The 15,808-nt window shown below is 73.6% G+C and carries 10 protein-coding genes; 5 read left to right on the forward strand and 5 right to left on the reverse strand.

What is annotated here, in order from left to right; all coding sequences use genetic code 11:
- Window positions 1–232 precede the first annotated feature (232 nt).
- Entirely contained in the window at window positions 233–1,438 is a 1,206-nt protein-coding gene (gene lhgO, locus ACZ7D7_RS21700) for an L-2-hydroxyglutarate oxidase (protein WP_470826206.1), read from the reverse strand.
- 83 nt (window positions 1,439–1,521) lie between these two features.
- Window positions 1,522–2,946, reverse strand: coding sequence for an MFS transporter (locus tag ACZ7D7_RS21705; RefSeq protein WP_470826207.1), 1,425 nt, complete (start codon window positions 2,944–2,946; stop codon window positions 1,522–1,524).
- Between the two features lie 694 nt (window positions 2,947–3,640).
- On the opposite strand from ACZ7D7_RS21705, the gene ACZ7D7_RS21710 reads away from it, so the two are divergent.
- Window positions 3,641–5,758: an asparagine synthase-related protein gene (locus tag ACZ7D7_RS21710; protein ID WP_470826208.1), complete on the forward strand. Its 2,118-nt coding sequence runs from the start codon at window positions 3,641–3,643 to the stop codon at window positions 5,756–5,758.
- Between the two features lie 43 nt (window positions 5,759–5,801).
- Here ACZ7D7_RS21710 and ACZ7D7_RS21715 read toward each other — a convergent pair whose 3' ends face one another.
- Window positions 5,802–7,712, reverse strand: a complete 1,911-nt coding sequence (locus tag ACZ7D7_RS21715) for a sigma-70 family RNA polymerase sigma factor (protein ID WP_470826209.1) — start codon at window positions 7,710–7,712, stop codon at window positions 5,802–5,804.
- A 225-nt stretch (window positions 7,713–7,937) separates the two neighbouring features.
- Window positions 7,938–8,690 (reverse strand): TetR/AcrR family transcriptional regulator, encoded by a 753-nt coding sequence (locus ACZ7D7_RS21720; protein ID WP_470826210.1) that lies wholly within the window; start codon window positions 8,688–8,690, stop codon window positions 7,938–7,940.
- 378 nt (window positions 8,691–9,068) lie between these two features.
- On the opposite strand from ACZ7D7_RS21720, the gene ACZ7D7_RS21725 reads away from it, so the two are divergent.
- From ACZ7D7_RS21725 to ACZ7D7_RS21735, 3 genes are all read left to right on the forward strand, one after another.
- Window positions 9,069–10,448, forward strand: a complete 1,380-nt coding sequence (locus ACZ7D7_RS21725) for an NAD(P)/FAD-dependent oxidoreductase (RefSeq protein WP_470826212.1) — start codon at window positions 9,069–9,071, stop codon at window positions 10,446–10,448.
- Between the two features lie 171 nt (window positions 10,449–10,619).
- Window positions 10,620–12,269 carry an ATP-binding SpoIIE family protein phosphatase gene (locus ACZ7D7_RS21730; RefSeq protein ID WP_470826213.1) on the forward strand — a complete coding sequence of 550 codons (1,650 nt, stop codon included), beginning with the start codon at window positions 10,620–10,622 and terminating at the stop codon, window positions 12,267–12,269.
- Window positions 12,270–12,450: 181 nt separating this feature from the next.
- Window positions 12,451–13,266 (forward strand): class I SAM-dependent methyltransferase, encoded by an 816-nt coding sequence (locus tag ACZ7D7_RS21735; RefSeq protein WP_470826214.1) that lies wholly within the window; start codon window positions 12,451–12,453, stop codon window positions 13,264–13,266.
- A gap of 186 nt (window positions 13,267–13,452) precedes the next feature.
- Here the strand turns inward: ACZ7D7_RS21735 and ACZ7D7_RS21740 are convergent, their stop codons facing one another.
- The gene (locus tag ACZ7D7_RS21740) at window positions 13,453–14,733 is read right to left on the reverse strand and encodes an MFS transporter (RefSeq protein ID WP_470826238.1); all 1,281 of its coding nucleotides are present in this window, start codon (window positions 14,731–14,733) and stop codon (window positions 13,453–13,455) included.
- Window positions 14,734–14,857: 124 nt separating this feature from the next.
- Here ACZ7D7_RS21740 and ACZ7D7_RS21745 point away from each other — a divergent pair, with 124 nt between their 5' ends.
- Entirely contained in the window at window positions 14,858–15,406 is a 549-nt protein-coding gene (locus ACZ7D7_RS21745) for a MarR family winged helix-turn-helix transcriptional regulator (protein ID WP_470826215.1), read from the forward strand.
- Window positions 15,407–15,808: the final 402 nt, after the last annotated feature.

Consider the following 15,808-nt stretch of genomic DNA (forward strand, 5'->3'; position numbering starts at 1 on the left):
CGTGGGCGGCGGCGGGTGGCTTTCGGCGCGCGGAGACGTGGGCGTGGCGGGCGTCGGCGGGATGGCCTTCGGCAAATGCCTTCGGCTGCCGGGAGCCCAAGGGCTGGCCTTGCCGCGACTGGACGTGACCCCGCGCACCGGGCGGCGTGGGCGACGGCGGGTGGCTTTCGGCGCGCGGAGACGTGGGGGTGGTGGGCGTCGGCGGCGCCCGTGGTGTGCGGGGCGGTGCCCGTCAGCGGTCGTCCAGGGCGGCCAGTGCGCGGCGTGCCACCTCGCGGCCGATCGGCAGGGACGCCGTGGCCGCCGGGGAGGGCGCGTTCAGCACGTGGACGGCGCCGGCCGACTCCTGGATCAGGAAGTCGTCCGCCAGCGTGCCGTCGCGCAGCACCGCCTGGGCGCGCACCCCGGCCGCCGTGGGCCTGAGGTCGGCCTCCGTGACGGCGGGCAGCAGCCGGCGCACGGCGGCCGTGAACGCCTTTTTCGACAGGGAGCGGCGCAGCTCGCCCGCGCCGTACCGCCAGTGCCGGCGGGCGATCGCCCACGAGCCCGGCCAGGCGAGTGTCCCGCCCAGCTCGCGGGGGCGCACGGTCGCCCAGTCGTACCCCTCGCGGGCCAGCGCCGGGACCGCGTTCGGCCCGACGTGGACGTCGTCGTGGATGCCGCGGGTGAGGTGGACGCCGAGGAACGGGAACGCCGGGTCCGGCACCGGATAGACCAGGCCGCGCACCAGCTCGGGCCGGGCCAGCTCGTAGTACTCGCCGCGGAAGGGCACGATCCGCATGCCCGGGTCGTCGCCGGTCAGGCGGGCGATCTCGTCGCAGTACAGCCCCGCGCAGTTGACCAGCACCCTGCCGCGCACGATGTCACCGGCGGCGGTCAGGACGGCCACCCCGCGGCCGGGCCGGCGGTCGACGCGGACGACCCGGGCGCCGTAGCGGATCTCGGCGCCGGAGGCCTCGGCCAGGCGGCGGGCCACCTCGCCGTAGTCGCAGACGCCCGTCGTCCCGACGTGTATGGCGGCCAGGCCCCGCACCTCCGGCTCGTACTCCGCGATCTGGGCCGCGCCCAGTTCCCGTACCGCGATGCCGTTCTCCCGGCCGCGCTGCACGAGGGCGTGCAGACGGGGCAGCTCGGCGCGCTCGGTGGCCACGATCAGCTTGCCGGTGACGGCGTGCGCGATGCCGTACTCCGCGCAGAACTTGATCATCTCCGTGGCGCCGCGGACCGCGTAGCGCGCCTTGAGGGAGCCGGGGCGGTAGTAGATGCCGCTGTGGACGACTCCGCTGTTGCGGCCCGTCTGATGGCGGGCGGGGCCCTGCTCCTTCTCCAGGACCGTCACGCGCGTACCCGGAGCGGCGCGGGTGATCGCGTACGCCGCCGACAGGCCGACGATTCCGCCCCCGATCACCAGCACGTCGCAGTCGATCTCCGGCCGCACCTGACACCACCTCCCGGGTTCGATAGTGCACTGCGCCACTGACAACGGCCTCAAACCCGGGAGACGGCCTCTGAGCGCGCCGATCAGGCCGGGGCCATCAGCAGCGGCCTGGCGCGCTCGCGGAGCTCGACCACGCGGGGCTCGTCGCCGTAGGGCTCCAGCCGGTGCAGGAGGTCCTTGACGTACTCCGTGGTGCGGGCCGACGAGATGCGTCCGGCGACCTCCACGGCCCGCACGCCCTGCTCGCACGCCGCGTCCAGATTGCCCGACTCCAGCTCCGCGACCGCGGAGACGACCAGGCGCAGCCCGTGCGAGCGGACGAACTCCTCCGTCGGCTTCGACAGCGCCTGCTCGGTGAAGCGGCGGACCTGGCGCGGTGCCTTCAGGTCGCGGTAGCACTCGGCGGCGTCCGCGGCGAACCGGTCGTAGGAGTAGAAGCCGAGCCAGGACGGGTCGTGGTCGCCGGGGCGGGCCCGCTCCAGCCAGCTCTCGGCCGCCTTGAGGGCGCCGCCGGCGGCGTGGGCGTCACCCGCGCGTGCGTGCGCGCGTGCCTCGATGAGGTGGAAGAAGCTCATGGTGCGTGCCGTGGCGAGGCCGCGGTTGCGTTCCAGTGCGGCCTGGGCGAGGTCGACTCCCTCGTCGCCGAAGCCGCGGTAGGTGGCCTGGAGGGACATGGACGCCAGGACGTACCCCCCGAGGGGGACATCGGCGGCGGCCCGCGCGAGGCGCAGGGCCTGGATGTAGTAGCGCTGGGCGGCCTCCTGCTGGCCGGTGTCGAACGCCATCCAGCCCGCCAGGCGGGTCAGTTCCGCGCTCGCGCCGAACAGGGCCCGGCCGACCTCGTCGGAGTAGGAGCCGAGCAGCAGGGGCGCGGCCTCGACCCGTAAGCACTCGGGCACCATGGACGAACGCCAGTCGCCGCCCCCGTACTTGGAGTCCCAGCGCCTGGCGTCCTCGGCGGCTTCGCGCAGTTTCCGGACGTCGCTGTGGCCGACTTTTATCGGTGCGCCGGAGCCCTCGGCCGGGTTGGCGTCCCGTGCGACCGAACTGTCGGCCGGGGTTATGAGCCACCGTGAGGCCGGTGTGGCGTACGCGCTGACGGCGAACGAGCCCGCCAGCGACTGCCAGATGCCGCCCGAGCCGGCGCGGCGGCCGGCGAGGTCGAGACGGTAGAGCTCCGTCGCGGACCGCACCGCCTGTCCGACGTCGCGCGGGAAGGCGAGGCCCACTTCGGGCGCGGGGTCGGCGTCGGCGAGCCCGATCTCGTGGAGCGGCACCGGCCGGCCGAGCTTCTGGCCGATGGCGGCGGCGATCAGGTGCGGCGCGGCGCCCTGCGGCACCATGCCCTTCGACACCCAGCGCGCCACCGACGTCTTGTCGTAGCGAAGAGTCAGGCCCCGTTGCGCGCCAAGGTCGTTGACGCGTCGGGCGAGGCCCGCGTTCGAGATTCCCGCGAGGGCGAGAACGGTGCCGAGTTTTTCGTTCGGCCCGCGTTGCTCCCTGGACATGCGCCACCCCTCGACACAGACGGCTGCCGCGCTGGCATACCCACGCGGCATTCGTAAACCCAGCGTAGTTCGCCGCATCCCAAGCGTTAAGGGGCGTAGTTCCGGATGGCGGGATTGTGGTCCGTACTGAAGTACGGGCCGGGGACGGCTCGTTGTCGCGTGCTCCCGGCGTGTGGCCGTGCGCCCGTCCGTGCGCTCTACTCCGGCCACCGCGGGAGCGATTCCATGGGTTTCGCGTGGGTCGGCCCGCTGTACTGGGTCCAGCGGGCTGGGGGACACCGCCGCCTACATCCCCGCGGGCGGCGGAACGGTCCGGGGGGCGTGCTGCGCCTCCCGGACTGCGCGCCCGTCGTGCTGTGCGCAGAGCCTGCACGAAGCGTGCGCGTGTCGCGCGGCGCCGCGCCGATTTGGCCGAAAGTCGACCCTCGGCGACCGGGTCAATTAGCCTGTTTACCACGGGACTTGAGGGGCGCGAAGGGAGTTATTGGGGCGCAAAACGGGGCGCATTCGCGCCGCCCGTGCAGACGTTGCAAAAGACAGACGCGAACCGCGGTCCGGGACCGGTGAGTTCCGCGCGCGGCGACCCGCGGAGTGCTTCCGCGGCTCCGCCGCCGCTCTGTGACGCCTCCTTCATGGCAGCATGGTGAGCCAGTTCATGCGGTGCACTGGTTGTCCACAGCCTGTGGAGGCGTCGATGCGGTGGTTGGTGGGATGGAGCAGCACCGCCGCGGGAGCCGCCGGGGCCGGCTCCGCGGGCCCGGCCGTCGGTGCCGGAACCGACGGCGAGACCGTCCACCCGGTGGGTTCCCAACTCCTGTGGGGGGACCCCGATCCCCTGTGGGCCGTCGGCGACTGGCGGCCCGACGAAGTGCGCGTCGTCGAGGCCGACCACCAGACCCGCGTCGCCGTCCTCGGCACCTGCGGCGCCTCCGACGAGCAACTGCGCGTCGGGCTGTTCGCCGCGCGCGGCGGGGCACTTCGCCATCTGACGGCCTGGTCCGGCAGCTACACGGCCATCGTCCAGGTCGGCCGCCGCGTCACCGTCTGCGGCGACCTCGCGGGCGCCAGGCCGGTGTTCTACACCCCCTGGTCCGGCGGCACGGCGTACGCGACCGCCGCGCTGCCGCTCGCCGACCTCATCGAGGCCAACCTCGACTTCGGGCACCTCGCCGCACTGCTCGCCGCCCCCGACGTGCCCGCCGCGCTGCACGACTCCACGCCGTACGACGGAGTGCGGCGCATTCCGCCGGGGCACGCGCTGATCCTGCGCGCCGGGGCGCGTGAGATCGCCGGGTACGAGCCCGTCGCCTCCCTCGCCGTCGCGGCGCCGCCCACCGACGCCGACAGCGCTGTGGACGCCGTCCGCGACGCGCTCGTCGAAGCCGTCCGCACCCGGCTGTCCGCGCCCCGGCACGTCCCGGGCGCCGACATCGATCCCGGCCCCGTGCCCGGCATGGGGCCCGCCGAGCGGCGCGCCGCGCGCGGCATGCCGGTCGCCGGCATCGGCGCCGACCTGTCCGGCGGGCCCGCCTCCGGCACGCTCGCTCTGCTCGCCGCCGGGCTGCCCGGCATGCCGGGGACCGTCCTCGGACACGGCACGGGCGCCGGGGAGCGGCTGCTGGCCGTCACCTTCAACGACCTCACCGTCGACGGGCGCGAGGCCGAACTGGAGCGGGCCGGCGCCCTCGCGGCCAACCCGCGCCTGCACCACGTGGTGGTGACCGGCGGGGAGGAGACCCTGCCGTACCTCGACCTGGACGGGCCGCTCACCGACGAACCCGGGCCCAGCCTGGTGACCGCCGCCCGGCACCGGGCGCGCCTCGCTGCCGGCAGCGCCGACCACTTCACCGGGTACGGCGCGCGCCAGGTCCTCGACGCGCACCCCGCGCGCCTCGCCGACCTGCTGATGGACCGCAAGCGGCGCCATCTCGTGCGCCCCGTCGCCGCGTTGACGAAGGCGGACGGGTCCGTGCTCGTCCCCGCGCGCGTGTACGCGGCCGCGCGACGGCTGGCCCGCACGCCGTACCGGGCCGGGGTCGACGCGCTCGCCGAGAGCCTCATGCGGCGCCGGTTCGACGAGCCCGGCGGCGCCGTCGGAGCCTCGCTCGCCGCGCTCAGCTGGGGCAGACCGGGGCCGGCCGCACGCTGGCTGACCGGGGAGGCGCTGGCCGAAGTATCGGTTCGTCTCCAGGCGTCGACGAACCGGTCGGGAGTGGGCCCCGGGCAGCGGCCGGGCGACTACCGGGCGCGGGCGGCGCTGGCCCGGTACGCGGCGGACCTGCGGATCCTGGAGCAGGCGGCGGAGATCCGCTCGCAGCGACTGCACACGCCGTTCCTCGACAACCAGGTGGTGCGCGCGTGCCGTGCGCTGCCCGAGGCGCTGCGCGTGCAGCCGGGCGCGCGGGCGTCGATCCTGCGGACCGTGCTGGAGGGCGCCGGGGTGACGGAGTTGCCGGCCGGGTGGGGCGCGCCGAGCTTCGCGACGGCCGCGGCTGCCGCGCGCACGGGCCTCAGGGTCGCCGCGGACTCGCTCGTGGAGCTGTTCGACACGCCGCTGCTCGCGGAGGCCGGGCTGGTCGAGGCCCGGGTCGTGCGCAAGGCCGTGCGGGGCGCCGCCGCGGGGGAGGCGCTGCCCCTGGACGGACTCGCGGACCTCGTGTCCCTGGAGCTGTGGCTGCGGCGGCTGCTGGCGCGGCGGGGGACGTGCTGGACGGGGACGCCGGCACGGCAGCGGGCCGTGCCGGCCGGGATCGCCCCGCAGCGGGGCGCGTTGGGGACCGGGGGACGAGGGGCCGCCGGGATCGCCCGGTAACGGTCGGCGGCCGCACAGCCCCCAGCGGTGCCGCGAGCTTCCCTCAGGAGCACACGAACTTCGACTCGGCCCAGTCCGCCAGCGCCATGTTGTCCAGGTGGTTGTGCGGCTCCACCACCAGGCGGATGGTGTCGACGCCCGCGATGTTCACGTGCACCGGGACCGCCGGGTCCCCGCCCTTGACGCGGTCCGACTTCCACAGCTGGACGCCGTCGCCGTAGACCGCGAAGTAGACCTTGCCGAGCTTCATCGTCATGTCGTCCACGCCGGCCATCGCGTCGTACGTCGTGCACGAGCGGTTGAGGTCGATCGTGACCGACGAGCTGCCCTGCACCGTCACGCCGTGCGCGTACTGCCGGCCGGCGATCGAGAGGCCCTGGCGCTGCCAGACCCAGCTGCTGTCCGCCATCCGCATCTCCGGTCCCGTGCCGTCACCGGTGGTGTCGTAGCGCAGCTCGCTCCACTGGTACGTGGTGGGCGCGGGGGGCGGCGGTGGCGGCGGGGTCGGGGTGGGTGTGGGCGTCGGGGTCGGCGTGGGCGTCGGTGTGGGGGTCGGGGTCGGCTTCGGGGTGGGTGTGGGCGTCGGGGTCGGGGTCGGGGTGGGCGTCGGCTTGGGAGCCGCCACCGGCTGCGGGGGCGCCGGCTTCGGGGTGGGGGGTGCGGGCGTCGGCTCCTTCGGCTGGGCCGCCGGGGCCGACGCCGGGGGCTTGGCCTTGGGCTTCTCCGCGGGCTGTTCGTCACCCACCAGCGCCATGGCCACCACTGCCGCCGCCACCGCGACCACACCGGCCGCGATGCCCGCCTTGACCGGGGCACCCAGGCCCTCGGAGGCCGCGCCGCCCGCGCCGGCTCCGCCGGCTCCGCCGGCTCCGCCGGCTCCGCCGGACGAGCCGCCGCTCGCCGCGGCCGCCGCGCCCGCCGCACCGGCGGCGCCCGCGCCCGCTCCGCCGGCGACGAGCCCGGCGACCTTGGCGTAACCCGCGGCGCCGAACCAGCCGATGACGGCGACCGGGACGACGGCCGGGATGCCGCTGGCCACTTCCTCGATCTGGACTGCCGCCAGGCGGCACTTGGCGCACTCCTCCAGATGCTTGCGCAGACCCCGCTCGGCCCGCGTGCGCAGCCGGCCACGCGCGTACGTGCCGAGCTGGTCGGCGTAGCGCGCGCACTCCTCGTCGTCGGTGAGCGTGGCGCTGACGTGGGCCTGGAGGTAGGCCTGCTTCAGGCCCTCGCGGGCGCGGCTGGCGAGCACGCGCGTGCCGTTGGCGTCCAGGCCGAACAGCGTGGCCACGTCGCTCGGCGACTCGTCCTCGATCTCCGTGTGCCACAGCACGGCCTGCCACCGCTCGGGCAGCGACCGGAACGCCTGCATGGCCATCGACTGCTCGGCCTCGTGCATGGCCCGCACGTCGGCGCCCAGGTCCAGCGTGTCGTCGTCCGACACCTCGGAGGAGCGGGACGCCTGCGTGGCGAACACCGCGAAGTCGTCGACGAGCTGCTCCCGCTTCGCCGACTGCGTCCAGCCCGCGGCCACCCGGCGCACGCTCGTGAGCAGGTACGCGCGTACGGCGTGCTCCGGGCCCGATCCGCCGCGCACCGCCTGGAGCACGCGGGCGAACACCTCGGCCGTGAGGTCGTCGGCGGTGTGGGCGTCGCGGCAGCAGGTACGGGCGTACCGGCGTACCGCTTCCGCGTGGCGCCGGTACAACTCCTCGTAGGCCGTGTCGTCGCCCGAGCGCATCCGTTCGATCAGCTCGGCGTCGGACGGCGCCGTCTCCCGCGGCGGCGGCAGGACGCTGTCCTCGCGCCAGTCCCGCTGCGCGGGCACGCCGCTCTCCGCGGCGTCGCCGCTGTGCGACGCTCCCGCGCGTCCCCCCTGACTCGGCACCTGCGGCGAGGCCTCCCGGCCCGCACCGCCGTCACCGAGTGACTCGTCCTGCTCGTCAACGCTCATCGCGGAACGCCCCCGCCGCCCGACCGATCACTCCTGAACACGGCTCAGAGTGCCATACCAGCCTTTGGCCAGGACCCTGCGGTACCGACATCCGCCCCTCCGAGCGGGTTTACCGCCCGTCGGGGGTGGTTGTCGTGCTAAAGAGGCCGATCAACCGGCTTGCGTGGACCGCCCGTTGAGATGCGACGCCCGGTATGGGCGGGATGTGTGGAATGCCGGGACGGCTTACGCGCGGGAGCGCAGGCCCTCCAACAGGATGTCGAGCAGCCGCGCCGACGCCGCCGCCTGCTGCGCGGGGTCCGGCAGCGAGGGCGCCGCCGTCGCGATCACCAGCAGGACGTCCGAGACCGACACGTCCGACCGCAGCTCGCCCGCCGCACGCGCCCGCTCCACGAGCCGGCCCACGACCTCCAGCAGCGCCGCCGCCCCCGCGTCGTCCTCCGCCGCCACCGGCTCCTCCGGAACCAGCCGCAGCTCACCCGCGCCCGGCTGCGTCCGCTGGTGCGGCACCCGCGCCGGGTCGGCCACGCCCCCCTCTGCCTGCTCCTCCGCCACACCGACCCGCAGCACCTGCGGCGGCAGCAGCCGCCCGGCACCCGACGCCACCGACGTCCGCAGGAAACGGGACAGCGCCGACCACGGCTCGTCCTCCTGGCCGAGCGCCGCCCGCGCCTGGTCGGTGAGGCGCGAGGTCTCCTCCTCGGCTATCCGCCGGACCAGCACGTCCTTGCTCGGAAAACGCCGGTACACCGTGCCGACGCCGACCCGCGCGCGTCGCGCCACGTCCTCCATCGGCGCGCCGTAGCCCAGCTCGCCGAAGACCTCGCGCGCCGCGCGCAGAACATGTTCCAGATTGCGCTGTGCGTCCACCCGCAGCGGTGTGGTCCGCGCCGCGTCCGCACGTCCGTCGGCCGCCGCGGCACTCACCGCGCCACCCGCCGCCATCGCGGACGACCAATGAGAATCCTGCACATGCATACGCATTCCCCCGGTAATGACGTCTCCCCCCGGAGACTCTCCCCGCCATCGAAAGCCGGGGCCAGTGGAAAAGGCCCGGTTCACTCGCGTCCGCCCGTCGCGGACCCGAGGAGCGCATCCCCCTACACCCCGTCGACACACGAACATAGTTGAGAGGGAGTCAATTCAGAAGGGGGAGGTTCCGCACGGAGCGCCCCCCGATCGGAGTACGGGCCGTATACACCCCGTATGTCCCCCCGGTCACACCCCCGTTCACCCGGCCTGACCTGCACGCCTTCACGGAGCGCGGGCAAATCGGCCAACCGCTCGACCCACGGACTCCCGGTCACACAAATCGCCGAGGCTGTGGACAAACGCAAGCGACGGGTGCGTCATGGGATGGTGAAGGAACCTGCGCGCATTCTCGTTGTCGGCGGCGGCTACGTCGGGATGTACACGGCCCTGCGGCTCCAGCGGAAGCTGAAGCGGGAACTGCGGGAGGGCCAGGCCGAGATCACGGTCGTCACGCCGGACCCGTACATGACGTACCAGCCCTTCCTCCCCGAGGCGGCCGCCGGCTCCATCTCCCCCCGGCACGTCGTCGTACCGCTGCGCCGCGTCCTCGACCAGTGCCGCGTCATCATCGGCGAGGCCCAGAGCATCGACCACACCGCGCGCACCGCCACCATCACCACCCTCGCCACCGAGGAGGAGGGCGCCGGCGCCCGCCGCCTGACCTACGACGAACTCGTCCTCGCGCCCGGCTCCGTCTCCCGCGCCCTGCCGATCCCCGGCCTCGCCGACCACGGCATCGGCTTCAAGACCGTCGAGGAGGCCATCGGACTGCGCAACCACGTCATCGAGCAGATGGACATCGCCTCCTCCACCCGCGACCCCGCGGTCCGCGACGCCGCCCTCACCTTCGTCTTCGTCGGCGGCGGCTACGCGGGCGTCGAGGCGCTCGGCGAACTGGAGGACATGGCGCGCTACGCCGCCCGGCACTACCACAACGTCACCCGCGACGACATGAAGTGGATCCTCGTCGAGGCCACGGACCGCATCCTGCCCGAGGTCGGCGAGGACATGGGCCGCTACACCGTCACCGAACTGCGCCGCCGCAACATCGACGTACGCCTCGACACCCGCCTCACCTCCTGCGCCGACCGCGTCGCCGTCCTCAGCGACGGTGCCCGCTTCCCCACCCGCACGGTGGTCTGGACGGCGGGCGTCAAACCCCACCCGGTCCTCGCCGCCACCGACCTCCCGCTGACCGAACGAGGCCGCCTCAAGTGCACCGCCGAGCTGGCCGTCGAGGGCGTCACGCACGCGTGGGCCGCCGGAGACGCCGCCGCCGTCCCCGACATCACCGCACGCGAACCCGGCACCCCCTGCGCCCCCAACGCCCAGCACGCCGTGCGCCAGGCCAAGCTCCTCGGCGACAACATCGTCCACTCACTGCGCGGCGAACCCCTGGAGACGTACGCCCACACGTACGCCGGCTCGGTCGCCTCCCTGGGCCTGCACAAGGGCGTCGCGCACGTCTACGGCCGCAAACTGAAGGGCTACCCGGCCTGGTTCATGCACCGCGCCTACCACCTCAGCCGGATCCCCACCGTCAACCGCAAAGCGCGCGTACTGGCCGAATGGACGCTGTCCGGACTCTTCAAGAGGGAAATCGTCTCCCTGGGTTCACTCGAACACCCCCGAGCGGAGTTCGAACTCGCGGCCGGTGGAAAGCCTTCTCAAGACCCCCCGCGGAACCCGAAGGGGTCGTCCTGACCGGAGCCAGGAACTCCTCCGGGCGGCCCGGCGTCTGACGGATGTCGGCACCGGTCGGCACACTGCCAGACTGGTCCACCACCGTGGGCGCGCCGCCGCCCGCCCCGCGCGGCCCCCGGGCCCCGGCCGGTTCCGGTGCCGGCCGCCGACGACGACACGAGGCAAGGATTCGTGAACTTCACGCGCTGGAGCGCCCGGCTCCCCGGAACACAGCGCCGCGCTGCCGCGCGGACCGAACACCCGCTCTCCCCGGACCGGCGGGGAGAAAGCGCCGTCCCCGCCGCCCGCGCCGAACGGCTCACCGACGGCGCTCCCGGCGTGCCCGCCGTCGACGAACTGCCCGTCCGCGGCGTCCTCGACCGCGTCCCGGCCCTCGTCGCCCTCCTGCACGGCCCCGACCACCGCATCGCCTACGTCAACGACGCCTACACCGCGGCCTTCGGCGCCCGCCCGCTCGGCGCCCCCGCGCGCGAAGCCCTCCCGGAGCTGGACGAACTCGGCCTGCTGCCCCTCCTCGACCAGGTCCTGCGCAGCAGCAAGCCCCGCACCGTCAAGTCCCGCAAGGCCCCCGACGGCCGCTCCTACACCTTCACCTGCACGCCCGTCACCGAATGCTCCTCCGGCCACGGCGTCCTCGTCTTCGCCACCGACGTCACCGACCACGCGGAAGCGGCCGAACGCCTCCGGGCGAGCGAACGCCGCCAGCGCGAAACCGCCGTCACCCTCCAGCGCTCCCTGCTCCCGCAGGACCTCGAAGAACCCGACGACCTGCGCATCGCCGCCACTTACCACCCCGGCGGCACCGAGGCCGCGGTCGGCGGCGACTGGTACGACGTCATCACCCTCGGCGGCGGCCGCACCGCCCTCGTCATCGGCGACGTCATGGGCAGAGGCGTCCGCGCCGCCGCCGTCATGGGCCAGCTCCGCACCGCCGTCCGCGCCTACGCCCGCCTCGACCTGCCCCCGCACGAGGTCCTCCAGCTCCTCGACGGCCTCGCCACCGAGATCGACGCCAACCAGATCGCCACGTGCGCGTACGCGGTCCACGACCCCACCGAGGGACGGCTCGTGTACGCCTCGGCGGGCCACCTGCCGATCCTGGTACGCGACGAGAACGGCTCCGTGCGGCGCGCCGACGAACCGACCGGCCCGCCGCTCGGCACCGGCGGCTGGATGCACACCTCCGGCTCGATCCCCCTCGGCGCCGGCTCGACGGCCGTCCTCTACACCGACGGCCTGGTCGAGCGGCGCAACGAAGACCTGGACGAGGGCATCGCCGCCCTGGAGCGCGCCCTCGCCGGCGCGACCGGCACACCCCAGGTCGTCTGCGACCGCCTGGTCCGCTCCGCGGGCGTCACCGCCGACCACGACGACGACGTGGCCGTCCTCGTCCTCCAGCACCCCGCCCGCACCGGCCCCGACAGCGACCTCTTCCGCAACGCCGCGCTCGACCTGCTCGGCGGCGTCGAGGCCGCCCCACGCGCGCGTGCCTTCGCCTCCGGCGTGCTGACCAGCTGGCGCTTCCCCACCGACCTGCACGACCTGGGAGTCCTGGCCGCCAGCGAACTCGTCGCCAACTCCCTCCAGCACGGCACGCCCCCCATGCGGCTGCGACTGCGCCGCACCGACCGCCGCCTCATCGTCGAGGTCACCGACGGCGACGACCACCTGCCGCGCCGCCGCCGCGCCGAACCCGGCGACGAGACCGGCCGGGGCATCGCCATCGTCGCCACCATCGCCTCCAACTGGGGCAGCCGGCGAACGCCCGGCGGCGGCAAGGCCGTCTGGTGCGAGTTCGCCCTGCCGAGCGGCACGGGCTGAACACGCGCGGGAGAAGCGACTCGGGAAGAAGGGACGGAGGATCCGGAGGACACCGGAGGATCCGCAGGACAGGGGAGATCCAGCCGCGAGAGAGGGACAACCAGCCGGAACCGGCCACACCGGACGCCTCCCCTCCGCGCGCCACCTAGGCGAACGCGCCCACCGGTGCTAGGAGCACCACATGGCAGACGCATCGGGCTTTCATCCCACCGGCAGCGCCGCCGAGCGCTACGAGCAGTACGCCGCGCCGATCATGGCGCCCTTCGTGACCGCACTCCTGGACACCGTGGATCTCTGCCCCGGCGAAACCGTCCTCGACCTCGCCTGCGGCACCGGCTTCGTCGCCCGCATCGCCGCCGCGCACGTCGGCCCCACCGGCCACGTCTGCGGCACCGACCTCAACGAGGGCATGCTCGAGGTGGCCGCTGCCCACCACCCCCGCCAGTACCCCGACATCGAGTTCGCCGCCGCCCCCGCGGACCGGATCCCCTACGCCGACGCCGCCTTCGACGCGGTGGTGTGCCAGCAGGGCGTCCAGTTCTTCCCCGACCTCGACGCGGCCATGCGCGAAGCGGCCCGCGTCACCCGTCCGGGCGGACGATTCGCGGCCACCGTCTGGGCGCCGCGCGACCGGTCCCCGTACCTCGCCGCCCAGTACGAGGCCCTCAGGGAGCACGGCGGCCAAGAACTCGCCGACTCCATCGCCGCCGCCTTCTCCTGCACCCCCGAGCGCCTCACCGCGGCCCTGGAGTCGGCCGGCTTCCAGGACGTGGCGACGCGTGAGGTGACCTTCGGCGTCACCCTGCCCCCGCTCGCCGAGTACGCCACGGGCCAGCTCGCGTCGGTGCCCTGGGGCCAGCGGCTCGCCGACCAACTCGGCGACGGGTTCTTCGCCCGCGCGGGCCGCGAGATCGCCGACCGGCTCGCCGAGCACACCGCGCCCGACGGCTCGGCGACCGTCCCCTTCACGTCCCACCTCGCCACGGCGAAACGCTGAACGCCGGACCGGAGGCCAAAAGGGCCGGCCGCCACCCGAAGGTGACGACCGGCCCTCTACGGAGTCCCGACCCCCGCACCCCCGCACCCCCGCACCCCGGCCCACGCATCCCGCCCACGAGTTCCGCCTCACGGCATCACGCGCCTCGGGCACATCACCCGCCTCGGGCATCACGCGTCTCGGGCATCACGCGCCTCGGGCGTCCGCGACCGCCGGCTCCGCCGACGCCCCACCCCGGGCGACGACACGGCTCTTGCCCGGCCACGGCTGGTCCTGCCCAGCGGTCAGCTCCCGCCCCAGCCGCACCGCGAGCACCGTGATCCCCAGCGAGAACAGCAGGAACATCACGATGTACGGCGCGTGCAGCGAGGCCCCCAGCGGCCCGCCCACCGCCGGACCCACGGCCAGCGCGAGCTGCTTCACCAGGGCGAACGCGGAGTTGTACTGCCCGGCGAGCCCGGCCGGCGCCAGGTCGGCGACCAGCGGCGCGAGCGTCGGCGACAGCATCGCCTCACCCAGCCCGAACAGCGCGTACGTCGAGATGAACGCCGCCGTCGCCATCGCCTGGCTGCCGTCGCCGAGCCCGGCGTACCCGGCGACCGCCCACGCGACCGCCCAGATCAGACCGACCGCCGCGATCACACGGGACCGGCGGCGCCGCTCGACGAACTTCAGCACGGCGAACTGCGCGACCACGATCATCAGCGTGTTCGCCGCCAGGGCCGTCCCCAGCGCGGACGTCGAGATCCCCGCGGCCTCCACGCCGTACGCGCTCAGACCCGACTCGAACTGCCCGTAGCACGCGAAGAACAGCACGAAGCCCAGCACACACAGCTGCACCATCGCGCGGTTGCCGAGCAGCGCCTTCCAACTGCCCCGGCCGGCCGCGGGCGCCCCCTCGATCCGCGGCGAGTGCGGCATCCGCACCGTCACCATCACCACGACCAGCAGCAGGAACATCGCCGCCTCGATCCCGAACAGCAGCGTGAACGACGCGGCGCTGCTCGTGTCGACCAGATGACCACCGATGAGCCCGCCGACGCCCAGCCCCAGGTTCTGCAGGAAGAACTGCGTCGCGAACGCCCGCGACCGCGTCTCCGCACTGGAACAGTCCACGATCATCGTCGCCAGCGCCGGCTGCATGACGGCCTGCCCGGCCCCGAGCGCGGCGGCGGACAGCAGCACGGTGGCCGCCGAGCCCGCCAGCCCGAGGCTCAGCGCGCCGACCGCGGCGGTGACCAGGGCGACGAGCAGCACCGGCAGCGGGCCCCGCCGGACGATGGCCCGCCCGGCGAACGGCAGCACGATCAGCGCGGCCACGGCGAAGACGGCCAGGACGAGACCGGCCGTGACAGCACCAAGACCCCGCACCTGCGCCACATAGACGTACAGATACGGGACGGTGAAGCCGAGCCCGAACGCGCTGAGTGCGTTGCCCACGTGGATCCGGCGCATCGCTGCGCCCATGCCCCTGGTCACGTTCACCTCTCTCAAGTAGTTAGGAGTGAAGACTTCAAAACTAAAGTTCGAAGCTAAAGAGTACACATCGAAGGACTTCAAGGCAAAGTGATGCCGTGCGATACTGCCGCCCATGGGCGACACCTCCGGCCTCAGCGAGCCGACCCTCGAAGAACAGATCGCCGCCTACCAGCGCGAGTTCCAGGACCTCGACCCCCAGGTCGAGAAGATCGTCTCGGCGCTCTCCCGCCTGAACCGCCGGATGAACGTCGCCTACGGCCGCCAGACCGCCGAGCTCGGCATCAGCAACGCCGAGTGGGAGGTGCTGAAGGCGCTCGTCCTGTCCGGCGCCCCCTACCGGCTCGGTCCCGGTGACCTCGCCAAGCGGCTCGGCCTCACGCCGGCCGCCATGACGCACCGGATCGACCGCATGGTCACCGAGGGCCTCGTCACCAGGGAACGGGACGAGTCGAACCGCGTGCGCGTCATCGTGGAGCTCACCCAGGAGGGCCGTGAGAAGTGGCTGGAGGCGATGCGCCTCGCCACGGTCTTCGAGGAGGACCTGCTTCAGGACCTCTCCCCGGACGAGCGCACGGCCCTCGGTGAGGTCCTCACCCGCCTGCTGCGCAGGGTGGAGCACGCCCAGCCGGACGCCGGCGGCCGGCTCACGGACCTGGACTGAACATCCTGACCGGCGGGCCCCGGGACGTCACTTGACAGCCCCCTCCGCGATCCGTAAGGTTCTTCGGGTTGCCACAGAGCCGTAACGGTTCTTCGGTGACACTCTCGCCGCACAGCGGCACCCAAACCATCAGCACGATCTTCCTCCCGGGGATTGATTTCGGCGTGCCCGAATTCAATTCGACGTGAGGACTCCGCGACCCGGTCACCTCGATTTGGGAATCACGGAGAGAGTCCGCTAAGGTTTGAGACGTCGGAACGGCCCAACGGCCGGGAAGACAAACCCCGCTGACTGGGGGTCAGGTCGAGAAAAGGATCTGATAGAGTCGGAAACGCAAGACCGAAGGGAAGCGCCCGGAGGAAAGCCCGAGAGGGTGAGTACAAAGGAAGCGTCCGTTCCTTG

It is taken from the genome of Streptomyces sp. NPDC037054, assembly GCF_055606745.1.